This window comes from Achromobacter xylosoxidans (assembly GCF_014490035.1).
GTDB classification, from domain to species: Bacteria; Pseudomonadota; Gammaproteobacteria; order Burkholderiales; family Burkholderiaceae_B; genus Achromobacter; species Achromobacter bronchisepticus_A.
In genome coordinates, this window is sequence record NZ_CP061008.1 from 492,580 (window position 1) to 516,090 (window position 23,511).

Sequence of the window (23,511 nt, forward strand, 5' to 3'; positions counted from 1 at the left end):
CAGTGCTAGAATTCCTGCCGCAGTACAAAATTTTTCGGCGCCGATTTGCCTGATCCGCTTGCGGGCGCCTTCCAATAAATCCAGCTAAAGAGGTCCGTATGACCACTCCTGCCCAAAATTTGGCCGGTGATTCGGCCAGCGGGTTCGTACCCGCAACCGTCACGACTTCCGCTTCCGCTGATCCCGGTTCGGTCGGTCTCGTTGCCCCCACCTTCATCCGTTTCGATGAGCCCCTGTCCTTGCAGAGCGGCCAGTCGCTGGCTGCCTACGAACTGGCGGTCGAGACATACGGCACGCTCAACGCCCAGCGCAGCAACGCAGTCCTGATCTGCCACGCGCTGAACGCTTCGCACCACGTGGCGGGGCAGGCGGCCGACAATCCCAGCGACGTGGGCTGGTGGGACAACATGGTGGGCCCCGGCAAAGCGGTGGACACCAACGTCTTCTTCGTCATCGGCGTCAACAACCTGGGCTCCTGCTTCGGCTCGACCGGCCCGGCCAGCATCAATCCGGAAACCGGCAAGCCCTGGGGCGCCGCTTTTCCGGTGCTGACCGTGGAGGACTGGGTAAGGGCGCAGGCCAGGGTCGCGGACCACTTCGGCATCGAACGTTTCGCCGCCGTGATGGGCGGATCGCTGGGCGGCATGCAGGCGCTGAGCTGGGCCATCACGCTGCCGGACCGCGTGGCCAATTGCGTGGTGATCGCCAGCACGCCGCGCCTGTCGGCGCAGAACATCGGCTTTAACGAGGTGGCGCGCCGCGCCATCATCACCGATCCGGATTTCCACGGCGGCGACTATTACGCGCAGGATACCGTGCCGCGCCGCGGCTTGTCGGTGGCGCGCATGCTTGGCCACATCACCTACCTGTCCGACGACGACATGGCCGAGAAGTTCGGCCGCGCCCAGCGCGCACCGGCCGAGAACGGCGCCTACCACTATGGCTACGACGTCGAGTTCGAGGTGGAGTCGTACCTGCGCTACCAGGGCGAGAAATTCACCCGCTATTTCGACGCCAACACCTATCTGCTGATCACGCGCGCGCTGGACTATTTCGATCCCGCGCGCACCACCGGCGGCGACCTGGCGCGCGCGCTGGCCCCGGCCAAGGCCGATTTCCTGCTGGTATCGTTCTCGACCGATTGGCGTTTCCCGCCGGAGCGGTCGCGCGAAATCGTGCGCGCGCTGCTGAAGAACGCCAGCCCCGTGACCTACGCCGAGATCGACGCGCCGCATGGCCACGACGCCTTCCTGCTGGAAGACGCCCGCTACCATGCCGTGGTTCGCGGCTATTACGAACGCATCGCGCGCGAGCTCGGGCTCGGCGTTGCCGCCCAGACCGAAGGACGTTCCGCATGACTCCCGTGACTCCCCGACCCGCGCACAGCGTCCTGCGGCCCGACCTGGCGCGCATCGCCAGCTGGATCGAGCCCGGCAGCCGCGTCCTGGACCTGGGCTGCGGCGACGGCGCGCTACTGGCGCATCTGCGCGACCACCGGCAGGTGCGCGGCGCGGGCGTGGAACTGGACGACAACTGCGTCATCGCATGCGTGCGCCGCGGCGTGGAAGTGATCCAGCAGAACCTGGAAGACGGGCTGGCGCTGTTCGACGACAAGCAGTTCGACACCGTGGTGCTGTCGCAAACGCTGCAATCCATGCACCGGACCGAGCACATCCTGCGCGAAATGGCGCGGGTGGCGCGCTACGGCGTGGTGTCGTTTCCCAACTTCGGTTACTGGCCGCACGGTTGGGCCATCCTGCGCGGCCGCATGCCGGTGACGGGGCAGATGCCCTACCAGTGGTACAACACGCCGAACATCCACCTGTGCACGCTGCGCGACTTCGAGCAGCTGGCCGGCGAACTGCGCCTCTCCATCCTTGAACGCGCCACCTTCAACGAAGGTCGCGAGGTCAAGCTGCTGCCCAGCTGGCGCAGCACCCTGGCGGTGTACCGCTTCGCGTCGCCCTGACGTTTTGGTACGTTTCCTATTTGTACGCAGGGTCGCCAAGGCCTAGAATGCCGCAAGTCTGCGGCGCCTGGCCGGCGCGCTGGCGCGTATCAGGAGACCGTTATTACCGCTGCATCCAACGTCTACACCAGCCCCCGCGTGGCCCCCTTGCTGGTCCTTGGATTTGCCAGCGGATTGCCTTTGGCGCTGACCAGCGGCACCTTGCAAGCCTGGGCCACGGTGGAAAACGTGCCGCTGCAGCAGATCGGGTTCCTGACCCTGGTGGGCAGCGCCTATACCCTCAAGTTCCTGTGGGCTCCCTTGGTGGACCGCTATGCGCCGCCCTTGTTGGGGCGCCGGCGCGGCTGGATGCTGCTGACGCAGTTGCTGCTGGCCGTGGCCATCATGGCGATGGGCGCCTTGTCGCCTTCTTCCGCCTTGCAGACGCTGGCCCTGCTGGCCGTGCTGGTGGCGTTTCTGTCGGCCACGCAGGACATCGCTTTCGACGCCTATTGCACGGACGTGCTGCGCAAGGATGAGCGCGGCGCGGGCGCGGCCATCAAGGTCATGGGCTACCGCCTGGCGATGATCGTGTCGGGCGGGCTGGCGCTGATCCTGGCGGACCAGTGGATAGGCTGGGGCAATACCTATGTGCTGATGGGCGGGCTGATGCTGCTGTGTGCGTTGGCGACCATCTGGGCCCCCGAGCCCGAGCACGTCGCCCGCCCGCCGCGCACGCTGCGCGAGGCCGTGGGCGAGCCTTTGCGCGAGTTCTTCACGCGGCGCGGGGCGCTGGCGGTGCTGCTGCTGATCGTGCTGTACAAGCTGGGCGACGCGTTCGCGGGGGCCTTGTCCACCACCTTCCTGATCCGCGGCGCGGGCTTCACGCCGACGGAAGTGGGCACGGTGAACAAGGTGCTGGGACTGGCCGCCACCATCATCGGCGCGCTGGCGGGCGGATCGCTCATGTCGCGCTGGGGCCTGTACCGGTCGCTGATGGCGTTCGGGCTGCTGCAGGCGGTATCGAACCTGGCTTACTGGCTGATCGCCGTCAGCCCCAAGAGCCTCTGGCTGATGGCCGCGGGCGTGGGCATCGAGAACCTCTGCGGCGGCCTGGGCACGGCGTCCTTCGTCGGCCTGTTGATGGCGCTGTGCCGCCAGCAGTTTTCGGCGACCCAGTTTGCGCTGCTGTCGGCGCTGTCGGCGGTGGGCCGCACGTATCTGGCGGGCCCGCTCACGCCTCCTTTGGTCGAGGCGATGGGCTGGCCAGGCTTTTTCCTGCTGACGGTTGTGATCGCGCTGCCGGGGCTGGTGCTGCTGCACTTGCTGCGCGGCACGATAGAAACCATGGAGAAGCAGGGCGAGCAGGCCTAGGCTCGGAAGCCGGCGCGTGGCGCCGGGGCCATACAAAAAAAACGGCGCCGAGGCGCCGTTTTTTCATGGCCGGACGGACTTATTCGTCGCCGAGCAACCTGACGATCAGCACGTCGCTGGGCAGGGATTCCAGCAGCCGTTCGGCCACGCTGCCGATGGCGGTGCGCAGAATGCCGGTGCGGCCATGGGTGCCGGTCACGACCAGGTCGGACCGGTGGTTGAACGAGTATTCCGACAGCACGGTTTCCGGCTGGCCGCATTCCAGCACCACCTTGGGGGCGGCAACCTGGGCGAGTTCGGGCGTTTCGGCGATGAAGTCCCGGGCGCTTTGCTCGGCCCCCTTGTAGAAGCTGCGCGTGATGGCGTCATCCGGCGTGTTCTTGCCCTGGAAGGGGACGTCGTAGGAGTGGAACAAGGTCAGGTCCGCGTTCGGCACCAGTTGCAGCGCGGCGCGCAGCGCCTGGCGCGAGCCGGCGGAGAAGTCGGTGGCGACCAGCACGTCGCGGTAGGGCCGGCGCGGACGGGTCTTGACCACCAGCACGGGCTGGCGCGCCTGGCGGGCCAGCTTTTCAACCGTGGTGCCCAGCAGCAGGCGGCCCAGGGTTTCATCGCGCGCGGTGCCGGTGACGATCAGCGAGCAGCCGTAGCTGTCGGCGGTTTCCATGATGCGGACCAGCGGATCGCCGCTGACCACCACCACTTCGGTCGGCACGTCGGCGGCAGCCAGGTCCTCGGCCAGCTCGCGCTCGGCCAGCGCCTTGTGGTCCGTCGACAGGCGCCGCCACACGGGCGTGGTGAGGCGGGCCGGCGTGGCATGGGATTCCATGACGTGCAGGACGATGAGCTTGGTGTTGAGTTCCTTGGCCAGCTGCAGCGCGCGGTCCAGGGCGCGGTCGCCACGCGCGCTCAGGTCGGTCGCCAATAGGATGGGGCCAGTTTGCTGTGTCATACGTTCTCTCCCGGTTGTGGCTGGACTGCCGACTCCCGCGTGCGTGCGCTCCAGCCGTTCCGCCCTCGCGGGCCTTATCCCCATTGTCCCGCGGCTGCGCGGAGGGGGACTTGATAGATATCAACGCAAAGTCGAGCGTAAGGGATGGCGGGCGCGCAGGCAATGGCCGCCCGCCGCGCCGCCGGCTTAATACAATGGGGCCAGTTCCACTCCCTGTCTGCCCATGTTCCCGGATCTGTCTCCCGTCTTGCTGCACACGCTGTATCTCGTCGCCATCGTGGCGGAAGCGATGACCGCGGCGCTCTCGGCCGGCAGGCGCGACATGGACTGGATGGGCGTCTGCATCATCGCCTGCGTGACGGCGCTGGGCGGCGGTTCGCTGCGCGATGTGCTGCTGGGGCATTACCCGCTGACCTGGGTTGTCCATCCCGAATACCTGTGGATGACGGCGGGCGCGGCGATCTTTACGGCCCTGATCGCGCCCGTCATGCGGCGCCTGCGCAGCCTGTTCCTGCTGGCGGACGCGCTGGGCCTGGTGGCCTTCACGGTTATCGGCTGCCAGGTGGCGCAGCTGATGCAGCTGCCGATCACGGTGGTGCTGATCAGCGGCATGATCACCGGCTGCGCCGGCGGGGTGCTGCGCGACGTGCTGTGCAACGAGGTGCCGCTGCTGTTCCGCAAGGAACTCTATGCCAGCGTGTCCTTCGTGACCGGCGGACTGTATCTGGGTTCGCAAGCCCTGGGCTTGTCCGCCAATGCCGCGGTGCCGATCGCGCTGGCGGCGGGCCTGGCGGTGCGCCTGCTGGCTCTGCGCTTCAATTGGCAGATGCCGAAGTTCGTGTACCGGGACGATTGGGACTGAGGGGCAGGGCGGCATGGCGCTCTGCAACAATTTTCTTATTTATGTTTCAAGAAATTTCTAGTATCTTCACTAGGTCTCATACCATGCATTGCGCAGTACAAGGGGAGCCGATTGGACGTCAAAGCGCCCGCCACGATTCCGTATTTCCTGCAGGAACAGATTCGTGAATTGATCGTGGACGGCACCATCCGTCCGGGCCAGCCGCTGCGCGAACAGGAGCTGGAGCAGCGTTTCGGCACCAGCCGCAGCCCGATCCGCGAAGCGCTGCGCCTGCTGGAGTTGAGCGGTCTGGTCACCCATATCCAGCGCAAGGGCTTCAGGGTCACCCTGTACACCGAGGCCCAGATCCGCCATCTGTACCAACTGCGCGCCGAACTCGAGGCCTATTGCATCCGCCAGGCGGCGGATGCGGCCGATCTGGCGCCGCTGTTGGCCGAACTGCGTTTCCATGACGCCGCCGTCGGGGCGGCATTGGCCTCGGGCGATGGGCGCGCCGCCATTGCCTCGGCCTGCGCGTTCTATCTGGCTGCGGCCCGCAGCACGGGCAATACCCCGCTTGCCGGCATGCTCAGCAAGCTTTACGAACAGATCGAACCGCTGCGCTACCTGTTGGCCAGGCAGGCGCTGCCGTTCACCGGCATCCAGACCTGCACCAACGGCGTCATCGAAGCATTGGCCGGCCGCGACGTCGAGCGTGCCGCCAATCTGACGCGCAGTTATCTGGCGGACGTGCTGCCCAGCGTGGCGCAGGCATATCGCCAGGCCGCGCTGCAGGACGCGGAAGAACCGCAGCCGCGCTACGCTCGCGCCTGAGCCGGCCGCGCCTAGCCGGCCGCGCCTATCCCCTCGGCGGGGTGCGGACTTCTATGCCGGCCTGTTCCAGCGCCTTGCGGATGCCGTCGGCGAAGATCAGCGCGTTCGGCTGGTCGCCATGGATGCACAGCGTATCGGCCTGCACCGCCACGTCCTTGCCGTCGACCGAACGCACCTTGCCTTCGCGCACCATGCGCACCACCTGCGCCACCGCTTGATCCAGGTCTTCGATCATCGCGCCGGCGCGGCTGCGCGGGGTAAGCGAACCGTCGTCCTGGTAGGAGCGGTCGGCAAAGACTTCGTTGGCGGCGGCCAGGCCGATGGCCCGGGCCGCGTCGATCAGCTTGCTGCCGGCCAGTCCGTACAGGATCAGCGAGGCATCCACGTCCTTGACGGCCTGGCAGATGGCGCGAGCCAGCCCTTCGTCCTTGGCGGCCATGTTGTAGAGCGCGCCGTGCGCCTTGACGTGGTGCAGCCGCGCGCCTTGCGAGGCGGCCACGCCGGCCAAGGCGCCGATCTGGTAGACCACGATGTCGTAGGCTTCATCGGGGCTGATCTGGATGATGCGGCGTCCGAACCCGGCCAGATCCTGCAGGCTGGGGTGCGCGCCCAGCGCCACGCCGCGCGCCAGCGCCGCCGCCACGGTTTTGCGCATGGTGGCCGGGTCGCCGCCATGGAAGCCGCAGGCGATGTTGGCGGAGCTGACGAACTGCAGCACCGCTGCGTCGTTGCCCATGGTCCAGGCGCCATAGCTTTCGCCCATGTCGCAGTTCATGTCGATGCGGGTGGTCATGGCAAATTCCTTTCTAGGCCAGGAGCGCGCGCAACGGCGCCAGCGCGTCCTGCAATTGCGTGAAGGCGCGCTCGCGCTCGCCGTCCAGGCGCTGCGCCTCTTCCAGTTCGATCTGCTGGAAGCGCAGTGTCTGTCCCGGCGCGCACTGCGCCAGGACGGGCAGGTCCACCGTGGCGATCTGCGCGATCTTGGGGTAGCCGCCAGTGGTCTGGCGGTCGGCCATGAGGATGATGGCCTCGCCGCCCGAAGGCACCTGCACGGTGCCGAAACAGGCGGCTTCCGACAGCATCTGGCGCGGCTGGCTCATGGTCAGTGCGGGGCCCAGCAGGCGGTAGCCCATGCGGTCGGACTGCGGGCTGATGCGGAATTCGGCGCCGCCGCCGAAGGCCTGGCGGGTGGCCTGGGAGAATTCCTCCCAGTGCAGGCCCGGCAGGAAGCGGATGAACTCGCGGCGCTTGGCGCCCAGCGCTGCGGGCAGGTAGACGCGCTGGTTCCACAGCGCTTCCTGCAAGGCATCCAGGTCGCGGCCGGCGGCCAGCGGCGCATGCAGCGGCACCTGGTCGCCCTTGGCCAGCGCGCGCCCCTGGAAGCCGCCGAAGCCGCTGCGCAGGTAGGTGCTTTCGCTGCCCATGACGCGCGGCAGCGCGAAGCCGCCGTGCACCGCGAGATAGCCGCGCACGCCCACGGCCGGCCGGGCGCCGAAGGCCAGCGTGTCGCCGGCCCGCGCCACCAGCGGGCGGTGGACCGGGATGTCCTGGCCGTTGAGCGTGGCGCCGAGGTCGGCGCCGGCTAGCGCGAAACAGGCGGCCGCGTCAAAGCGCAGGGTCGGACCCGTCAGGGTCATTTCCAGCGTGGCGTGTTCGTCCTGGTTGCCAGCCAGGGCATTGGCCAGCCGGTGCGCGCGCTCGTCCATGGCGCCGGCGGCCGGGATGCCCTGGTGCTGGTAGCCCTCGCGGCCGCGGTCCTGGAAGCTGGACAGCATGCCGGGCTTGATCACGGTCACGCTCATGGCCGGGCTCCCCGGATGCGGTCGAATTCCTCGGGGCTGATGGGCACGAAGCGGACCGAGTCGCCGGGCTGCAGCAGGGCGGCGGGTTCGCGGGCCGGGTCGAACATGGTGAGCGGCGTGGCGCCGATGATGTTCCAGCCGCCGGGCAGGCGGTTCGGGTAGATCACGGTCTGCCGGTTGGCCACCGCCACGGCGCCGGGCGGCACCGAGGTGCGTGGCGAGGCGCGGCGCGGGATATTCAGTTTTTCGTCGTGCACGCCCAGATAGGCGTGGCCGGGCGCGAAGCCCAGCATGAAGACCATGCTGCGCGGCTGGCTGTGCAGCTGGATGACGCCTTCGGGGGTGAGGCCGGCGGCCTCGGCCACTTCGTCGAGGTCGGGGCCGTGTGCGCCGCCGTAGCAGACCGGGATGTCGATCTCGCGTCCCCCCAGGGTGTCCGCGGCGATGCCTTCGGACAACAGCTGTCCGATGCGCTCAGCCAGTTGCGGATAAGTGGGGCCGCCGCTGGCGCCGGGGCGGTAATGCACCGCCACCGCGACGAAGGAGGGCACCACGTCGGTCACGCCGGGAAGCCGCGCGTCGCGCAGCTTGCCGGCCGCGGCCAGACAGGTCCTGCCTACGTCGGCGTCGATCTGGTCGCCAAAGGAAACGATCAGGCAGCGGTCACCCTGCGGCAGGATGCGCCAGGAGGTTTCGGCCGGAGAAGGAGGTTCTGAATTTGCGTTCAACGACACGAAACCTGTAGAGACGGATTACTTGGCGAACAGCGAATCCAGGTTCTTGAACGCCTTGAATTCCAGCGCGTTGCCCGACGGATCCAGGAAGAACATGGTGGCTTGTTCGCCGACTTCACCCTTGAAGCGGATGTAGGGCTCGATGACGAATTCGGTGCCGGCGTCGGTCAGACGCTTCGCCATCGCTTCCCATTGTTCCATGGAAAGCACGGCGCCGAAATGGCGCACGGGCACATTGTGGGAATCGACGGCGCTGGTGGCCTTGTGGCCGCATTCGCCGGGCGCCAGGTGGGCGACGATCTGGTGGCCGTAGAAGTTGAAGTCGATCCATTCGGGCGAGCTGCGGCCCTCCGGACAGCCCAGTTTTTCGCCATAGAAGGCGCGGGCTTCGGCCAGGTCGCGGACCGGGAAGGCGAGGTGGAACGGCGGCAGGTTGGTTTGAGCGGTCATGGAAGGCTCCGGGTCAGGCAAAGAAAAAATGATCAATCAGATTGCGGGCCATCGCAAGCTGGGACGGCCTAGCATCGATGGGTAGTTTAGGTATTGTTTTTTTGATTGAAAAACGATATTTTTTGCTAGTTAGCATCGAAATAATTGATCGTGATCAAAGAGTTCAAGACCTTCATCGCCGTGGCGCGGGACGGCACCTTTACCGGCGCCGGCACCCGGCTGGGCCTGACCCAGTCCGCGGTCAGCGCCCAGATCAAGCGCCTGGAGGACTACCTGGGCGGACCGCTGTTCGACCGCAGCGCGCGCGCCGCGGTGCTGAACGCGCATGGCCGCGAAGTGCTGCCGCAGGCGGAAGAGCTGGTCGCCATGGCGGAGCGCATGATTACCGCTGGCGGGGCGGGCCATGTCAGCGGCCTGTTGCGCATCGGCGCCATCGCGTCCGTGCAGCAGGACCTGCTGGCGCGCGCGCTGGGCGGATTCCGCGCGGTCTATCCGGACGTGCGGGTGCGCATCGTGCCCGGTGTCTCGCTGTCGCTCTTGGGACAGGTGGATGCGGGCGAGGTGGACATGGCGATACTGATCAAGCCGCCCTTCGCTTTGCCGCCAGAACTCGGCTGGCAGCCGTTGCTGCGCGAACCGGTGATGCTGGCCATGCCCGCGTCCATGCCGGTCGCGCCCTGGCGCGAACTGCTGGCAAGCCAGCCCTTCATCCGCTACGACCGTGCGTCATTCGGCGGGCGCGTGGTGGACCTGTTCCTGAAGAAGCAGCGCATCCCGGTGCGCGAGGCTGTCGAGCTGGACGAGATCGACGCCATCGCCAACATGGTGCGGTTGGGGCTGGGCGTGGCGCTGTTGCCGCAGCTGCGGCGGCTGGACATGACGGGCTTGCGGCTGTTGCCGCTGGGGGAGGCGGCGTTCCACCGCGAGATCGGCCTGATAGGCCGGCTGCCGTTCGATGCCGGCAGCGTGCAGGAGAAGATGGCGGAATGCCTGGCGGCCGCCGCGGCGGAGCCTTGAGCCGTTTGGCGGGCGGCGCATGACGCGCCGCCCGCCATGGCGGCGGTGGTTTACAGCCGGTCGCAGCGGACCGTGATGGGGTGGCTGCGCAGCGTGGACATCACGACGTCGTTGACTTCGCCTTCCACGTCGGTGATCACGTAACCGATCTGGCCGCGGGTCTGCAGGGTTTGGCTGACGATGTTCAAACCGTGTTGCGCCATCAGGTTGTCCAGCGTGCCCAGCGCGCCCGGGGCGTTGCGGTGCACGTGCAGGATGCGGGTGCCGCCGGCGGGTTCCAGATAGGGCAGTTCGGGGAAGTTGACCGCGCCCTTGGTGGTGCCGGCCTGCAGGAAGCGCACCAGCTTCTCGGCCACTTCGCGGCCGATGTTCTCTTGCGATTCCTGCGTGCTGCCGCCGATGTGCGGCGTCAGGATCACGTTGGGCAGGCCGATCAGCGGGCTGGCCAGCGGTTCGTCCGCGCCCTTGGGTTCGGTCGGGAACACGTCCAGCGCGGCGCCGGCCAGATGGCCGGATTTCAGCGCCGCGTGCAGCGCGTCGATATCCACCACGGTGCCGCGCGAGGCGTTGATCAGGATGGCCCCACGGCGCATGCGGCCGATGGTGTCCGCGTTCATGATCTTTTCGGTGGTCTTGCCGCCCGGCACGTGCAGGGTTACCACGTCGGCCTGCTCCAGCAGCTCGTTGAGCGTGGCGGCGGGCCGGGCGTTGCCCAGCGGCAGCTTGGCTTCGACGTCGTGATAGACGACGCGCATGCCCAGGCCTTCGGCCAGCGTGCTGATCTGCGAGCCGATGTTGCCGTAGCCCACGATGCCCAGCGTCTTGCCGCGGGTCTCGAACGCGCCGGCGGCGCTCTTGTCCCAGTGGCCCAGGTGCACGCGGGCGTTCTTTTCGGGAATGCGGCGCAGCAGCAGGATGGCTTCGCCCAGCACCAGCTCGGCCACCGAGCGGGTGTTCGAGAACGGCGCGTTGAACACCGGAATGCCGCGTTGCATGGCGGCGTCCAGGTCGACCTGGTTGGTGCCGATGCAGAAGCAGCCCACGACGCGCAGGTCGGGGTTGCCGGACAGCAGGGCGGCATCCAGGTGCGTGCGAGAACGGATCCCCGCCACCTGAGCGCCGCGCAGGGCGTCGCTCAGTTGCGACGCCGGCAAGGCGGCGGCATGCGTGACGATGTCGGAGTAGCCGGCGGCTTCAAAAACAGCGCGGGCGCTCGGGTGGATGTTCTCGAACAGGACGATTTGTGCCATGACAGCCTGAGGGGTGGGTGAGGAATCCGTTTTATTGATTGTGGCCCATTTTTGCTGCAGTGCAAGGAGTAGCCATTGAGGCGGCATGGATGAATTGTTTCAGGCGCGCAAATGATTCGGGCATCGCCACAAAGAGCGATGCCCGAACAGAACCTGAAGATTCGCGTTAACGATAGGCCTGGAAGACCTTGGCGCCGCCCTGCTTGTCGACCAGCACCACGTCGTGCGGCGTCTTGCGGCCGCCGTATTCGGGGCCGTCCATGCCGGGGGAGCCCAGCGGCATGCCGGGCGCGGCCAGGCCGGCGGCGTCAGGCTTTTCGAGCAGCAGGCGGCGCACGTCGCTGGCCGGCACGTGGCCTTCGATCGCATAGCCTTCGACGGCGGCGGTGTGGCACGAACCGTAGTTGGCCATGCCGGCGTTGCGGCGGATGGGGCCGGTGTCCTGGACGTCATGGGTGGTGACGGCGAAGCCGTTGTCGCGCATGTGCTTGACCCAGTCTTCACAGCAGCCGCAGGTCGGGGTCTTCCAGACCTCGACCTTGACGGGCGTCTGGGCGGTGGCGAATACGGGCGCGCACAGGGCTGCGGCAAGGGCCAGGCGGCGCGTGAGGCGGGTAAGGTTCATGATGCTCCGTTGCGGGACGATGTGGTTGCAAGCGTACTGTAGAAGAACGGGAGTGACCCCATTCTGTCCCGCACATTACGATTCTGTAATGTTGGCCGGAGACGTGTGGCCGTCCGGCGCGCGCAGTGTGATGCCGACCACGGTGCCGTGCGCGCCCGAGGCCGCATCGACCTCGCCGCCATGCATGCGCGCGATGGCGCGCACGATGGCCAGGCCCAGGCCATGGCCCTCGCTGCGCGGCGCGCGCGCCTGGCTGGAGCGGAAGAATCGGTCGAAGATGCGGGGCAGGTCGGCCGACGGGATGGGGGGGCCGGGGTTGCGTACTTCCACCCGCGCGCCCGTGGGTGAAACCGAGCAGGTCAGCACGATTTCACCGCCCCGAGGCGTGGCCTTGATGGCGTTGGAAATCAGGTTGGCCAGCGCGCGCCGCACCAATCCGGCGTTGGCGGCCACGGTGGCGTCGCCCAGGCAGCGCAGATGCACGCCGCTTTCTTCCAGCGTGGCTTCGTAGTATTCAGCCACGCGCCGCGCTTCGGCGGCCAGCGACACCGGCGCCAGGTCCGCGGCCCGTTCGCCGCGGTCGGCGCGCGCCAGGAACAGCATGTCGTTGACCAGGGTCTTCAGGTCTTCCAGTTCTTCGAGATTGGATTCCAGCGCGTCGCGCAGTTCCGCCGCGTCGCGCGGCGACGACAGCATGACCTGCGTGCCGTTGATCAGCGTGGCCAGCGGCGTGCGCAGCTCGTGCGCCACGTCGGCGTTGAAGCCTTCCATTTGCTGGTACGCGGCCTGCAGGCGCTCCAGCGTGCGGTTGAAGGAGCGGACCAGGTCATGCAGTTCGCGGTCCGTGTCCTCCAGCGGCAGGCGCCGCGCCAGGTTGTCGGGCTGGATGCTGGCGGCCTGTTCGGACAGCCTGCGCGCCGGCGCCATGCTGCGCCTGACCGCCCAGGCCGCCAACACCACGGTCGCGCCCACCCACAGCGCGCAGATCAGCACCAGCGCGGTGCCGTAGGCGTACAGGAACTGCGAGCTGGTGCGCGTGCTGACCGCCACGGTCAGTTGCGCGCCGGGCAGGATGCGGTCATTCATGGCGACCCGCAGGCCGCGCATGCGGCCGCCGTCGGCGGTCTGCAGCACGACCTGCCTGCCGTCGCCGGTCGCCAGCGTTTCGGGAGCGGGGCCGCCGTACACGGAATGGCCGTGCGCATCGACGATCCAGATGCCCAGCTGGCCCTCGCCCGCGCGCATGTCGTCGAAGGTGGCGGCCAGGTCCTTCAGGCCGCGGGCGTTGTTCTGCATGTCGATCAGGTGATCGATCAATTCCAGCTTGCCGCTGACTTCGGTGATCTCCTGGCGTTCCACTTCGCGCTTGAGAGCCCAGAACAGCGTGGCCCCCGCCAGGCTGGACACCAGCAAGGCGATGGCGCCCAGCAGCAGCGTCAGCCGCGCCTGCATGGAACGCATGCGCAGCGGCTTCATGCGGGGCGGCTATCCGCGGGGCGCGATTCCAGCACGTAGCCCATGCCGCGCACGGTATGCAGCAACTTGGTGTCGTAGGGGTCGTCCAGCTTGCTGCGCAGCCGCCGCACCGCCACGTCGATGACGTTGGTGTCGCTGTCGAAATTCATGTCCCAGACCTGTTCGGCCAGGGTGGTGCGCGACAGTACCTGGCCCTGGCGGCGCAGCAGCAGGGCCAGCAGATTGAATTCCTTGGCGGTCAGGTCCAGGCGGCGGCCGCCGCGCTGGGCGCGGCGGCGGGCCAGATCCAGTTCCAGGTCGGCCAGGCGCAGCAGGGTGGGTTCTTGCGAACGTCCGCGGCGCAGCAGCGCTTGCACCCGCGCCAGCAGTTCAGAAAAGGCGAAAGGCTTGACCAGGTAGTCGTCGGCGCCGCCTTCCAGTCCGCGCACGCGGTCCTCGACGGCGTCGCGCGCGGTCAGCATCAGAATGGGCGTGTCCTTCTGTTCGCGCACAGCGGCCAGCACGCCGAAGCCATCCACGCCCGGCAGCATCACGTCCAGCACGATCAGGTCGTAGACGCCTTCCAGCGCCAGATGCAGGCCGTCCACGCCGTCGCGCGCCAGGTCCACGACGTGGCTTTGCTCCGACAATCCCTTCTTGAGGTAGTCGGCCAGTTTGGGTTCGTCTTCGATGACCAGGATGCGCATGGCAGGAAATTTACCATTCGCGCGGCGCCTGGGCCCGCGCATGGCGGAAGCCGCCTTGCGCAGGCTCAGGCCGGGCTGTCGATGGCGATGCGGTCGGGCGGAAAGCGCAGGGCGAACACGCTGCCCTTGCCGGGTTCGCTGGTGATCAGCAGTTCGGCGTCATGGCGCATGGCGATGTGCTTGGTGATTGCCAGCCCCAGGCCGGTGCCGCCCACCGCGCGCGAGCGGCCGCGGTCCACGCGGTAAAAGCGCTCGGTCAGGCGGGGCAGGTGGCGCGCGGGGATGCCGATGCCGGTGTCCTGCACGCTATAGCGCGCGCCGCCGTCTTCCTCGCGCGCCCAGCGCACGGTGATGGTGCCGCCGTCGGGCGTGTAGCGCACCGCGTTGGTCAGCAGGTTGGACAGGGCCGAGGTCAGCTCGGTTTCGGCGCCCAGCACGTCCAGCGATTCGTCGATATGCCATTCCAGCACGTGGCGGCCGCCCGACAGGGCCTCGATCTGCTGGCGCGCCTTCTGCAGCAGCGCGCCCATGTTGACCGCGCGCGGGTCGCTGCCCGGCGAGGATTCCAGCGTGGACAGGGTCAGCAGGTCTTCGACGATGGCCTGCATGCGCTGGGCCTGTTCATGCATCATGTCGATGTACTGCTCGCGTTGTTCGGCGGGCAGGGCGTCGGCGGGCATGTCGCGCAGCGTTTCCAGAAAGCCCGCCAGCACCGTCAGCGGCGTGCGCAGCTCGTGCGAGACGTTGGCGACGAAGTCGCGGCGCGTGGTTTCCAGGCGTTCGATCTGGGTGACGTCGCGCGTGATCAGCAGGCGCTGGTTGCTGGCGTAGGCCGTCAACTGCATCATCATCAGCCGTTCCTGGCCTTGCTGGCCCAGCCGCACCAGGATGGGTTCGGGCCAGGACGGGCGGTGCGCGTATTCGACGAATTCCGGCGCGCGCAGCAGGTTCAACAGGTTATGGCCGCGGTCGGCCGGCAGGCGCAGGCCCAGGTGCTGGCGCGCCATGCGGTTGCACCAGTCGATCTGGAAATCCTCGTTCAGGGTCACCGCGCCGTCCGGCAGCGCTTGCGCCGCGGCCAGCATGCCCTGCATGGTGTTCTGGGTTTCGTTCAGTTCGCGGGCCCGGGCGCGGGTGTAGCGGTACAAGGGGGCGAGGATATCGTCCCAGGGGCCGACCGAAGCGGGCGGCGAGGTATCGGGATGGTTGGCCCAGTGGGACACCAGGTGCAGGCGCCAGCTGCGCCAGAGCAGCATGGCGGCCAGCGCGAAGGAGAAAAGTATCCAACCCGCCGGGTCTCCTATGAGCCATTGGGCCAGCAATGCGGCAACCGCCCACAGGGCGACCAGGAAAAGAGTGCGCAGCCAGATCATCGTGCGGGAGTTTTACCGCGTCGGGAGCTGGGCAGTAAACCGGTAGCCGCTGCCGCGGACCGTTTCCACGTGCGCGTCGTGGCCGCTGGGTTCCAGCGCCTTGCGCAGGCGGCGGATGTGCACGTCGACCGTGCGTTCTTCGACGAAGACGTGGTCGCCCCAGACCTGATCCAGCAGCTGCGAGCGCGAGAACACGCGTTCGGGGTGCGTCATGAAGAAATGCAGCAGGCGGAATTCGGTGGGGCCGATCTGCAGCGACTGGCTGTTGCCCGACAGGCGATGCGTCACCGGATCCAGCTTCAGGCCGCCCACGTCGATCACGTCGTCGGTCAGCTGGGGCGCGCGGCGGCGCAGCACGGCCTTGATGCGCGCCATCAGCTCCTTGGGCGAGAAGGGCTTGGTAATGTAGTCGTCGGCGCCGGCTTCCAGGCCGTCCACCTTGTCTTGTTCGGAACCCTTGGCGGTCAGCATGATGACCGGGACGGCGCGGGTGCGCTCGTCGTTGCGCAGCTTGCGCGCCATGGCCAGGCCGGAGGTGCCGGGCAGCATCCAGTCCAGCAGGATCAGGTCGGGAAGCTCGGCGCGGATCAGGGTCTGGGCCTGGTCGGCGTCGAAGGCGCGCAGCACCTTGTGTCCGGCGAAGGACAGGTTGACGGCGATCAGTTCCTGGATGGCGGGTTCGTCTTCGACGACGAGGATGGTGCTGGACATGGCGGATTGGGCACACTTCTGAGCGCCGGCGCGGCGCGAACATTGCGATAGTATGGCCGCAATATTTCAGGTATGTGACCGCCGGGAGTCATCGTCTGCGTTCGCCGGCCGCCCGCGGGAGCCCGATAGGCTACCATTGAACGATATATCGGGAATTCACCATGCAAAACCCCTCCGAATCGCAACATTCCGCGGATTCCGCCTCGCAATCGACCCATTTCGGCTTCCAGACGGTGCCGGAAGGCGAAAAGGCCCGCAAAGTCGCCGAAGTCTTCCACTCGGTCGCCCAGCGCTACGACGTCATGAACGATTTCATGTCGGCCGGGCTGCACCGCGTCTGGAAGGCGTTCACCATCGGCCGCGCCGCCATCCGTCCCGGCATGAAGGTGCTGGACATTGCCGGCGGCACGGGCGACCTGGCCAAAGCGTTCGCCAAGCGCGCCGGTCCTACCGGCGAGGTCTGGCTCACGGACATCAACGATTCCATGCTGCGCGTGGGCCGCGACCGCCTGACCGATGCCGGCCTGCTGGTGCCCACCGCCGTGTGCGACGCCGAGCGCCTGCCGTTCCCCACCGGCTATTTCGACCGCGTCAGCGTGGCTTTCGGCCTGCGCAATATGACCCACAAGGACCGCGCCCTGGCTGAAATGACCCGGGTGCTGAAGCCGGGCGGCAAGCTGCTGGTGCTGGAATTCTCGCGCGTGGCCAAGCCGCTGGCCCCCGCCTACGACTGGTATTCCTTCAATGTGCTGCCCTGGCTGGGCAAGAAGGTGGCCAAGGACGAAGCCAGCTACCGCTACCTGGCCGAATCCATCCGCATGCACCCCGACCAGGAAACCCTGGCGGACATGCTGCGCACGGCCGGACTGGAACGGGTGCAGTACTTCAACCTGACCGCCGGCATCGCCGCTCTGCACGAAGGCGTCAAGCTGGGCTGATCCGCGCCGGCCATCCGGATTTTTCGCCGCCCTGCGGGAACTTGTGGGGCGGCGTCTTGTCCGTTATTCTTACGGTATTCAGATTAATGTAAGAAAAGTCGCGACGAAGGTCCCGCGGTCCGTGGGACTTCCTGCTGCTCGGGGCGGCAGGGGCGCGAGTACGAGGGAGCAAACCTATGTCCAAATTCTGTCTTTCGCGGTTTGTCGCCGCGGCGCTGATCGCCGTTTCCGGTGCGGCACTGGTGACGGCGTCGTTTGACGCCGAAGCCCGCCGTGCCGGTGGCGGCAGCAGCGTCGGCCGACAATCCTCCAACGTGACCCAGCAGCGCCAGGCGACCACGCCGCCGGCCGCCGCCAACAACACGGCGGGCGCCACCGCTGCTCCGGCAGCCGCCGGCGCGGCCACGGCCGGTGCAGCAACCGCGGGCGCCGCCGCCAAGAGCGGCGCTTCGCGCTGGCTCGGCCCCATCGCCGGCATCGCCGCCGGCCTGGGTATCGCCGCGCTGCTCTCCAGCATGGGCCTGTCGGGCGCTTTCGCCGAGTTCCTCGGCTCCGCGCTGCTGATCGCCGCGGTCGTGTTCGCCGTCATGTTCATCATCCGCCGCCTGCGCGGCGCCGGTCCGCGCACTGCCACGCAGGGCGCGTTCGGCGGCGCCAACAACGCGCCGGGCCAGCAGCAACAGCAGCCGATGTGGCGCGAAACGCTGAAGCCGGCGGCTCCCGCTGCAGCAGCAGCGGCTCCGGTTGCCGCCGCCGCGGCGCCGGCCGCGATGCCCAAGATGGGCGACGACAACAACTGGTTCGTGCCGGGTGACTTCGACACGCCCAACTTCCTGAAGCAGGCCAAGGAGCAGTTCGTGCGCATCCAGGCCGTCTGGGACAGCGGCAGCACCGATGGCCTGCGCGAGTTCCTGACCGACGACCTGATCACCGAGCTCAAGCCGCAGCTGGCCGAGCGCGGCGCGGCGCCCAACAAGACCGAAGTGGTCCTGCTGAACGCTGAAATGCTGGGCATCGAAACCGTGTCCGACGGCCACCTGGCCAGCGTGCGCTTCTCCGGCATGCTGCGCGAAGCGCCGGGCGCCGAGGCCTTCCGCTTCGAGGAAGTCTGGAACCTGTTCAAGCCTGCCAATGGCGGCTGGCTGCTCGCAGGCATCCAGCAGATCCCGGTGGATCTCGCCAGCTAAGCCTGGCCGGCCGGGGCCGATCCCCACCTCCGTTGCGGATGCCGCAAGGCATCTGTTTGAACCGGCCCTCACAGGGCCGGTTTTTCCATGTGCTTGCGCAAAACACCCATCCATCTAACCCGTTACACTCCCGATTTACCCATTAACTTCCGCAACCCCCGCAATCGGGGCCGTTGCAGACCGCCATGCTGCCTCTTCCGTTCCTGCCCACCCCCTCGCGACTGGCTGTAAGCGCGCTCAACGCCCTGTTGCGGCGCGAGGACTGGGCGCGCGCGCGCCTGGTGCGGCATGCGGGCAAGACGGTGCGTTTCGCGCTGGGCGGCTTCAGCCTGGGCCTCACCATCGACAGCGAAGGGCTGGCGGCCCAGGCCGATGCGGCCGTGGTGCCCGACGTGACCCTGACGGTCGCGCCAGAAAAACTGCCGCTGCCGCGCCTGGGCGCGGACCGCGAGCGCCCCGATTTCGCCGAGGCGACCCATATTTCGGGCGACGCGGCGTTGGCGCAGGTGGTGTCGGACCTCTCCAAGCAGTTGCGCTGGGATCCGGAGGACGCGCTGGCCCGGGTGGTGGGCGACATCGCCGCGCTGCGCCTGGTGGGCGGGGCGCGCGCGGCCGCCGGCGGCGCGCGCACGGCCAGCCTGCGCCTGGCCGAGAACGTGTCCGAATACCTGTCCGAGGAAAGCGGCATGCTGGCCAGCCGACCGGCGCTGGAACAGTGGCGCCTGGACCTGGCCGAGCTGAACGCCCGCGCCGATGCGCTGGCCCGTTCGGCCACCGCGCTGCAAACCCGCCTGGCATCCGCCAGCGCAAAGCGGGGCGCCTGATACATGTTCCCCCTGCTGCGCCTTTTCCGCATCATTCTGGTTTCGCTGCGCTATGGCCTGGATGAGCTGGTGCTCTCCAGCCTGAACCATCCGCTGGCCACCTGCCTGTTGCGCGTGATCCGCCTGGGCACGCGTCCGCGCAAGCCGCGCGGCTTGAGGCTGCGCCTGGCGCTGGAATCGCTGGGGCCCATCTTCGTGAAGTTCGGACAGGTGCTGTCCACCCGCCGCGATCTGATCCCCGCCGATATCGCCGACGAACTGGCGCTCTTGCAGGACCGCGTGCCGCCGTTCCCCTCGGCGCAGGCCGCTGCCTGCATCGAGGCGGCGCTGGGTGCGCCGCCCGAGAAGCTGTTCGCGCAGTTCGAAGTGGACCCGGTGGCCTCGGCCTCGATCGCGCAGGTGCACTTCGCCGTGCTGCACGACGGCCGCGAGGTCGCGGTCAAGGTGCTGCGTCCGGGCATGCTCAGCATCATCGAGAAAGACCTGTCGCTGCTGAAAGTGGTGGCGCGCATCATCGAGCGCCTGGGCGCCGACGGCCGCCGCCTGAAGCCGCGCGAAGTGGTGGCCGAGTTCGACAAGTATCTGCACGACGAGCTGGACCTGGTGCGCGAAGCGTCCAACTGCAGCCAGCTGCGCCGCAACTTCGGCCCCGAGTCCGGCCGTGGCGACATGCTGATCGTGCCCGAGGTGATCTGGGAATACACGGCGTCCACGGTCTTCACCATGCAGCGCATGTACGGCATGCCGGTAGGCCAGGTGGAGCGCATGCGCCAGGCCGGCATCGACATCCCGACGCTGGCGCGCACCGGCGTGGAGATCTTCTTCACGCAGGTCTTCACCGACGGCTTCTTCCATGCCGACATGCACCCGGGCAACATCTACGTGTCGGACCGTCCGGAAACGCTGGGCAGCTACATCGCCCTGGACTTCGGCATCGTGGGTTCGCTGTCCGAGTTCGACAAGAATTACCTGGCGCAGAATTTCCTGGCCTTCTTCCACCGCGATTACCGCCGCGTGGCGCAACTGCACATTGAATCGGGCTGGGTGCCGCCCGATACGCGCGAAGAAGAGCTGGAGGGCGCCGTGCGCGCCGTCTGCGAACCGTACTTTGACCGGCCGTTGTCGGAGATCTCGCTGGGGCAGGTGCTCTTGCGGCTGTTCCAGACCTCGCGCCGGTTCAATGTGGAGATCCAGCCGCAGCTGGTCCTGTTGCAGAAGACCCTGCTGAACGTTGAAGGATTGGGCCGCCAGCTCGATCCCAACCTGGATCTCTGGAAGACCGCCAAGCCCTATCTGGAACGCTGGATGCGTCAGCGCGTCGGATTCAAGGGGCTGCGGCAGAGCCTGGAAAAAGAAGCCGCGCAGTGGTCGCAAATGCTGCCTGCTTTGCCCAGGCTGGTCCATGACCACCTGAGCCGTCCCAACGTCTCGCCCGCCTTGCTGGCCGAGATGATCCAGTTGCGGCGGGCCCAGGAACAGAACAACCGGCTGGTTGCAGCGCTGGTTGGGGTGGCCGCGGTTGCCATCGGGGTCGCGATATGGGCCTTGACCCGATAGGCGGCGCGATGATCTAGACGGTATCTGTCATGTTTCATTCATGAAACGGTCATCATAGCTTCGCGGTACACGGCGAAAAATAGCGCTGCGGTGGATGAATGCAGCGCCCTCGCCGGCAGCGCGCGCGCCATTCTTAATTTCTATATCTATAGCCCCACTAGCGGGACGAATACAAGGGCAGACCATGCTTTATCCTGAACTCTTCAAGACCATGGAAGCCGTGCGCTGGAACATGGCGCATGACATCCCGTGGGGCGACTTCGATCGCAGCAAGCTCTCGGACGAGCAGGCCCACACGATCAAGATGAACGCCATCACCGAATGGGCCGCCTTGCCGGCCACCGAAATGTTCCTGCGCGACAATCGCGGCGACAGCGATTTCTGCGCGTTCATGTCGGTGTGGTTCTTTGAAGAACAGAAGCATTCGCTGGTGCTGATCGAATACCTGCGCCGCTTCCGTCCGGACCTGGTGCCCACCGAGGAAGAACTGCACAACGTGCGCTTCGAGTTCGACGCCGCGCCCGAACTCGAAACCCTGATGCTGCATTTCTGCGGCGAAGTCCGTTTGAACCACTGGTACCGCCGCGCCGCCGAATGGCACACGGAGCCGGTCATCAAGGCCATCTACAAGACGGTGGCCCAGGACGAGGCCCGCCACGCCGGCGCCTATCTGCAGTACATGCGCCGCGCGCTGCACGACCGCGGCCAGGACACGAGCGAGCAGGCCCGCCTGGCGTTCTCCAAGATCGGCGTGCTGATGGCGTCGGCCGGCCGCACGCAGCAGGCCCTGCACCCGACCAACCTGCACGTGAACAAGGACCTGTTCCCCAACGACACGGTGCAGTCGCGCCTGCCGGAACCTGGCTGGCTGGAGCATTGGCTGGACACGCAGATCCGCTTTGACGGCGTCTGGGAGCAGAAGGTCGCCACGCGCATCCTGCACATCCTGTCCAAGCTGATGGACCGCAGCTTCGAAACGGTGAAGGACCTGAACCGCTACCGCAAGGAAATGACGGCGCTGATCGTGCCGAAGGAAAAGCAGATCATCCTGGGCGGCGCCTGAGCCGGGGCGATACAATCGCCGCATGCCTGCCGCCCGTTTTGAATCCAAGGTCCTGTCCCGCGACGAATGCGTCGCCGCCGTCGCCGCCGGCCGCTATCCGCGGCCGCTGGTGTTCACCAACGGCGTCTTCGACATCCTGCACCGGGGCCACGCAACCTACCTCGACCAGGCCGCCCAGCTGGGCGCGACCCTGGTGGTGGCGGTGAACACCGACGAGTCGGTGCGCCGCCTGGGCAAGGGCGCCGAACGCCCGCTGAACCGCATGGAAGACCGCGCCGCCTTGCTGGCCGCGCTGGGCTTCGTGACCGTGGTCACGTCCTTCCATGAGGACACGCCCGAGGCCCTGATCGGCCAGCTCAAGCCCGACCTGATCGTCAAGGGCGGCGACTACGACATGGAAAAGCTGCCCGAGACCGCCCTGGTCAAGACCTGGGGCGGCCGCGCGGTGGCGATTCCGTTCGAGTTCGAGCGCTCGACCACGGCGCTCGTGAAGAAAATCCAGAACAAGTAAACCGAGTCCCTTCGCGGACTCAGCGCGGTTCCCGCAGCAGGCGGTTGATCGCTTCCAGGTCTGCCTCGGCCAGGATGCCGCTGGTGGCCTTCAGGCGCAGGCTGGCGAGCACCGTGCTGTAGCGCGCCAGCGCCAGGTCGCGCTGGGTGGCGTAGAGCTGCTGCTGGGCATTGAGTACGTCCAGGTTGATGCGCACGCCGACCTCGTAGCCGGTGCGGTTGGCTTCGACCGCGGCGCGGCTGGATTTTTCGCCTGCCTCCAGCGCCTGGATGCGCGCCAGGCCGCTGGTGACGCCGGTGTAGTACTGGCGTGCGGCTTGCACGGCCTGGCGGCGCGCCGCCTCGTAATCGTGGCGCGCCTTCTGTTCCAGCTGGACCTTTTCAGTCACTTGCGACGAGACCCCGCCGCCCGAGTACAGCGGGATCGACAGCACCACGCCGATGGTGCTGTCGATGGGCTTGCCCGGCGCGGCATTGCGCATCACGGCGTCGCTGGCGCTGCCGCTGCTGGCGCGCAGGTTCAGGGTCGGGTAATGGCCGCTCTTGGCGATCTGGATCTCGCGGCCGGCGATGCGCGTCAGGAGCTGCGCGCGCAACACGTCCAGGCTGGAGGACTCCGCCTGGTTGCTCCAGTCGGCCACGCGGGCGGGCTGCGGCGCGGGCAGCTGCACGCCATAGGGCAGTTCGGACAAGGCGCCGGGAGCCGTGCCGATGATCTTGGCCAGTTCGTCGCGGCGGACTTCCAGGTCGTTCTGCAGGCGCAGTTCCTGCGCCACCACCAGGTCGTAGCGCGCCTGCGCCTCGTAGGTGTCGGTGATGGTGGCGTTGCCGAGTTCGAAGTTGCGCTTGGCGGACTCCAGCTGCCCGGCCACGGCGGCCTTTTCGGCCTCGGTGGCGGTCAGCGTGTCCTGGGCGTAGAGCACGTTGAAATAGGCGTCGGCCACGCGCAGCAGCAGGTCCTGATAGGCCTGTTGCAGCTGCACCTCGACGTCGGCGACGACCAGCTTGGATTGCTCGAAATTCTGCCAGCGGCCCCAGTCGAACAGCGGCTGGGTCAGGGACAGGTCCCAGACGCCGCGGCCGCCGCTGTAGGCGATGCCCATGCCGCGGGTGCTGCGGGTTTCCTGGTAGGCGCCGCCGGCTTCGGCGGAGATCAGGGGCAGGAGCAGGGAACGGGCCTGGGGTTCTTTTTCCAGGCCGGCGCGGTAGTTGGCGCGCGCGGCGGCGTAGATCGGGTCATTGCCCAGCGCCGATTGCCAGATCTGGATCAGGTTCTGCGCGCGGACAAGCGTCGGGCCGACGCTTGCGGCGCAGGTAAAAACCAGTAAAGCCGTTAGCAATCGGAAACGCATGGTGGTCAAC

General features: G+C 67.3%; 24 protein-coding genes and 1 riboswitch. Of the genes, 12 read left to right on the forward strand and 12 right to left on the reverse strand.

The genetic code is table 11. The features are described 5' to 3' along the window. Positions 1-27: 27 nt before the first annotated feature. Positions 28-109: riboswitch (SAM riboswitch) on the forward strand. The 3 genes from IAG39_RS02345 to IAG39_RS02355 all read left to right on the forward strand — a co-directional run bounded on the left by IAG39_RS02345 (position 99) and on the right by IAG39_RS02355 (position 3,322). Beyond that, complete coding sequence (locus IAG39_RS02345) at positions 99-1,358, forward strand: homoserine O-succinyltransferase MetX (RefSeq protein WP_181953334.1); 1,260 nt, start codon at positions 99-101, stop codon at positions 1,356-1,358. It overlaps the preceding riboswitch by 11 nt. Continuing rightward, entirely contained in the window at positions 1,355-1,969 is a 615-nt protein-coding gene (gene metW, locus IAG39_RS02350) for a methionine biosynthesis protein MetW (RefSeq protein WP_054455023.1), read from the forward strand. Before IAG39_RS02345 ends, metW begins: the two co-directional genes overlap by 4 nt. Positions 1,970-2,071: 102 nt before the next feature. After that, the gene (locus IAG39_RS02355; protein WP_059377456.1) at positions 2,072-3,322 is read left to right on the forward strand and encodes a muropeptide transporter; all 1,251 of its coding nucleotides are present in this window, start codon (positions 2,072-2,074) and stop codon (positions 3,320-3,322) included. 79 nt (positions 3,323-3,401) lie between these two features. Here the strand turns inward: IAG39_RS02355 and IAG39_RS02360 are convergent, their stop codons facing one another. Beyond that, positions 3,402-4,271 (reverse strand): universal stress protein, encoded by an 870-nt coding sequence (locus IAG39_RS02360; protein ID WP_059377457.1) that lies wholly within the window; start codon positions 4,269-4,271, stop codon positions 3,402-3,404. Between the two features lie 223 nt (positions 4,272-4,494). Here IAG39_RS02360 and IAG39_RS02365 point away from each other — a divergent pair, with 223 nt between their 5' ends. Both IAG39_RS02365 and IAG39_RS02370 read left to right on the forward strand, forming a co-directional pair. Then, entirely contained in the window at positions 4,495-5,133 is a 639-nt protein-coding gene (locus IAG39_RS02365) for a trimeric intracellular cation channel family protein (protein ID WP_059377459.1), read from the forward strand. A 111-nt stretch (positions 5,134-5,244) separates the two neighbouring features. Next, a complete protein-coding gene (locus IAG39_RS02370; RefSeq protein ID WP_059377461.1) occupies positions 5,245-5,946 on the forward strand; it encodes a GntR family transcriptional regulator in 702 nt (233 codons plus the stop codon). Between the two features lie 25 nt (positions 5,947-5,971). On the opposite strand, the gene IAG39_RS02375 is transcribed toward IAG39_RS02370, so the two are convergent. From IAG39_RS02375 to IAG39_RS02390, 4 genes are read right to left on the reverse strand one after another with little or no spacing between them, the layout of a single operon-like run. Further along, positions 5,972-6,739, reverse strand: a complete 768-nt coding sequence (locus tag IAG39_RS02375; RefSeq protein ID WP_059377463.1) for a LamB/YcsF family protein — start codon at positions 6,737-6,739, stop codon at positions 5,972-5,974. 13 nt (positions 6,740-6,752) lie between these two features. Continuing rightward, the gene (locus tag IAG39_RS02380; RefSeq protein ID WP_118933462.1) at positions 6,753-7,748 is read right to left on the reverse strand and encodes a biotin-dependent carboxyltransferase family protein; all 996 of its coding nucleotides are present in this window, start codon (positions 7,746-7,748) and stop codon (positions 6,753-6,755) included. Then, on the reverse strand, positions 7,745-8,476 hold the full coding sequence (gene pxpB, locus IAG39_RS02385) for a 5-oxoprolinase subunit PxpB (protein ID WP_118933463.1): 732 nt from the start codon (positions 8,474-8,476) through the stop codon (positions 7,745-7,747). The genes IAG39_RS02380 and pxpB overlap by 4 nt, the downstream gene beginning before the upstream one ends. A gap of 24 nt (positions 8,477-8,500) precedes the next feature. Continuing rightward, a complete protein-coding gene (locus IAG39_RS02390; protein WP_054455008.1) occupies positions 8,501-8,932 on the reverse strand; it encodes a VOC family protein in 432 nt (143 codons plus the stop codon). A gap of 150 nt (positions 8,933-9,082) precedes the next feature. On the opposite strand from IAG39_RS02390, the gene IAG39_RS02395 reads away from it, so the two are divergent. After that, on the forward strand, positions 9,083-9,949 hold the full coding sequence (locus tag IAG39_RS02395) for a LysR family transcriptional regulator (protein ID WP_059377665.1): 867 nt from the start codon (positions 9,083-9,085) through the stop codon (positions 9,947-9,949). Between the two features lie 50 nt (positions 9,950-9,999). On the opposite strand, the gene serA is transcribed toward IAG39_RS02395, so the two are convergent. The 6 genes from serA to phoB all read right to left on the reverse strand — a co-directional run bounded on the left by serA (position 10,000) and on the right by phoB (position 16,070). Then, a complete protein-coding gene (gene serA, locus IAG39_RS02400) occupies positions 10,000-11,199 on the reverse strand; it encodes a phosphoglycerate dehydrogenase (protein WP_118933464.1) in 1,200 nt (399 codons plus the stop codon). A 166-nt stretch (positions 11,200-11,365) separates the two neighbouring features. Next, positions 11,366-11,824, reverse strand: a complete 459-nt coding sequence (locus IAG39_RS02405; RefSeq protein WP_059377471.1) for a DUF411 domain-containing protein — start codon at positions 11,822-11,824, stop codon at positions 11,366-11,368. A 75-nt stretch (positions 11,825-11,899) separates the two neighbouring features. Then, positions 11,900-13,300, reverse strand: coding sequence for a heavy metal sensor histidine kinase (locus IAG39_RS02410; RefSeq protein WP_118933465.1), 1,401 nt, complete (start codon positions 13,298-13,300; stop codon positions 11,900-11,902). After that, positions 13,297-13,986, reverse strand: a complete 690-nt coding sequence (locus tag IAG39_RS02415; protein ID WP_054454998.1) for a heavy metal response regulator transcription factor — start codon at positions 13,984-13,986, stop codon at positions 13,297-13,299. The genes IAG39_RS02410 and IAG39_RS02415 overlap by 4 nt, the downstream gene beginning before the upstream one ends. Positions 13,987-14,051: 65 nt before the next feature. Beyond that, the gene (gene phoR, locus IAG39_RS02420) at positions 14,052-15,359 is read right to left on the reverse strand and encodes a phosphate regulon sensor histidine kinase PhoR (protein WP_118933466.1); all 1,308 of its coding nucleotides are present in this window, start codon (positions 15,357-15,359) and stop codon (positions 14,052-14,054) included. Positions 15,360-15,371: 12 nt separating this feature from the next. Next, positions 15,372-16,070: a phosphate regulon transcriptional regulator PhoB gene (phoB, locus tag IAG39_RS02425; RefSeq protein WP_006227196.1), complete on the reverse strand. Its 699-nt coding sequence runs from the start codon at positions 16,068-16,070 to the stop codon at positions 15,372-15,374. A gap of 161 nt (positions 16,071-16,231) precedes the next feature. On the opposite strand from phoB, the gene ubiE reads away from it, so the two are divergent. From ubiE to rfaE2, 6 genes are all read left to right on the forward strand, one after another. Then, entirely contained in the window at positions 16,232-17,008 is a 777-nt protein-coding gene (gene ubiE, locus IAG39_RS02430; RefSeq protein WP_059377478.1) for a bifunctional demethylmenaquinone methyltransferase/2-methoxy-6-polyprenyl-1,4-benzoquinol methylase UbiE, read from the forward strand. A gap of 176 nt (positions 17,009-17,184) precedes the next feature. Then, complete coding sequence (locus IAG39_RS02435; protein ID WP_187774075.1) at positions 17,185-18,195, forward strand: Tim44 domain-containing protein; 1,011 nt, start codon at positions 17,185-17,187, stop codon at positions 18,193-18,195. 185 nt (positions 18,196-18,380) lie between these two features. Then, complete coding sequence (locus tag IAG39_RS02440) at positions 18,381-19,019, forward strand: SCP2 domain-containing protein (protein WP_059377483.1); 639 nt, start codon at positions 18,381-18,383, stop codon at positions 19,017-19,019. Positions 19,020-19,022: 3 nt separating this feature from the next. Beyond that, positions 19,023-20,576 (forward strand): ubiquinone biosynthesis regulatory protein kinase UbiB, encoded by a 1,554-nt coding sequence (gene ubiB, locus IAG39_RS02445; RefSeq protein WP_059377486.1) that lies wholly within the window; start codon positions 19,023-19,025, stop codon positions 20,574-20,576. Between the two features lie 184 nt (positions 20,577-20,760). Beyond that, positions 20,761-21,639, forward strand: coding sequence for a ferritin (locus IAG39_RS02450; RefSeq protein WP_054454988.1), 879 nt, complete (start codon positions 20,761-20,763; stop codon positions 21,637-21,639). A 22-nt stretch (positions 21,640-21,661) separates the two neighbouring features. Beyond that, the gene (gene rfaE2 / locus IAG39_RS02455) at positions 21,662-22,150 is read left to right on the forward strand and encodes a D-glycero-beta-D-manno-heptose 1-phosphate adenylyltransferase (RefSeq protein ID WP_059377488.1); all 489 of its coding nucleotides are present in this window, start codon (positions 21,662-21,664) and stop codon (positions 22,148-22,150) included. A gap of 19 nt (positions 22,151-22,169) precedes the next feature. Here the strand turns inward: rfaE2 and IAG39_RS02460 are convergent, their stop codons facing one another. Then, positions 22,170-23,501 (reverse strand): TolC family outer membrane protein, encoded by a 1,332-nt coding sequence (locus IAG39_RS02460; protein WP_059377668.1) that lies wholly within the window; start codon positions 23,499-23,501, stop codon positions 22,170-22,172. Positions 23,502-23,511 lie beyond the last annotated feature (10 nt).

Coding starts and splice junctions, on each gene's coding strand:
- IAG39_RS02345 (WP_181953334.1), top strand. CDS start 99: ATGACCACTCCTGCCCAAAATTTGGCCGGTGATTCGGCCAGCGGGTTC.
- metW (WP_054455023.1), top strand. CDS start 1,355: ATGACTCCCGTGACTCCCCGACCCGCGCACAGCGTCCTGCGGCCCGAC.
- IAG39_RS02360 (WP_059377457.1), bottom strand. CDS start 4,271: ATGACACAGCAAACTGGCCCCATCCTATTGGCGACCGACCTGAGCGCG.
- IAG39_RS02365 (WP_059377459.1), top strand. CDS start 4,495: ATGTTCCCGGATCTGTCTCCCGTCTTGCTGCACACGCTGTATCTCGTC.
- IAG39_RS02375 (WP_059377463.1), bottom strand. CDS start 6,739: ATGACCACCCGCATCGACATGAACTGCGACATGGGCGAAAGCTATGGC.
- IAG39_RS02380 (WP_118933462.1), bottom strand. CDS start 7,748: ATGAGCGTGACCGTGATCAAGCCCGGCATGCTGTCCAGCTTCCAGGAC.
- IAG39_RS02390 (WP_054455008.1), bottom strand. CDS start 8,932: ATGACCGCTCAAACCAACCTGCCGCCGTTCCACCTCGCCTTCCCGGTC.
- serA (WP_118933464.1), bottom strand. CDS start 11,199: ATGGCACAAATCGTCCTGTTCGAGAACATCCACCCGAGCGCCCGCGCT.
- IAG39_RS02405 (WP_059377471.1), bottom strand. CDS start 11,824: ATGAACCTTACCCGCCTCACGCGCCGCCTGGCCCTTGCCGCAGCCCTG.
- IAG39_RS02410 (WP_118933465.1), bottom strand. CDS start 13,300: ATGAAGCCGCTGCGCATGCGTTCCATGCAGGCGCGGCTGACGCTGCTG.
- IAG39_RS02415 (WP_054454998.1), bottom strand. CDS start 13,986: ATGCGCATCCTGGTCATCGAAGACGAACCCAAACTGGCCGACTACCTC.
- phoR (WP_118933466.1), bottom strand. CDS start 15,359: ATGATCTGGCTGCGCACTCTTTTCCTGGTCGCCCTGTGGGCGGTTGCC.
- phoB (WP_006227196.1), bottom strand. CDS start 16,070: ATGTCCAGCACCATCCTCGTCGTCGAAGACGAACCCGCCATCCAGGAA.
- ubiE (WP_059377478.1), top strand. CDS start 16,232: ATGCAAAACCCCTCCGAATCGCAACATTCCGCGGATTCCGCCTCGCAA.
- IAG39_RS02435 (WP_187774075.1), top strand. CDS start 17,185: ATGTCCAAATTCTGTCTTTCGCGGTTTGTCGCCGCGGCGCTGATCGCC.
- IAG39_RS02440 (WP_059377483.1), top strand. CDS start 18,381: ATGCTGCCTCTTCCGTTCCTGCCCACCCCCTCGCGACTGGCTGTAAGC.
- ubiB (WP_059377486.1), top strand. CDS start 19,023: ATGTTCCCCCTGCTGCGCCTTTTCCGCATCATTCTGGTTTCGCTGCGC.
- IAG39_RS02450 (WP_054454988.1), top strand. CDS start 20,761: ATGCTTTATCCTGAACTCTTCAAGACCATGGAAGCCGTGCGCTGGAAC.
- rfaE2 (WP_059377488.1), top strand. CDS start 21,662: ATGCCTGCCGCCCGTTTTGAATCCAAGGTCCTGTCCCGCGACGAATGC.
- IAG39_RS02460 (WP_059377668.1), bottom strand. CDS start 23,501: ATGCGTTTCCGATTGCTAACGGCTTTACTGGTTTTTACCTGCGCCGCA.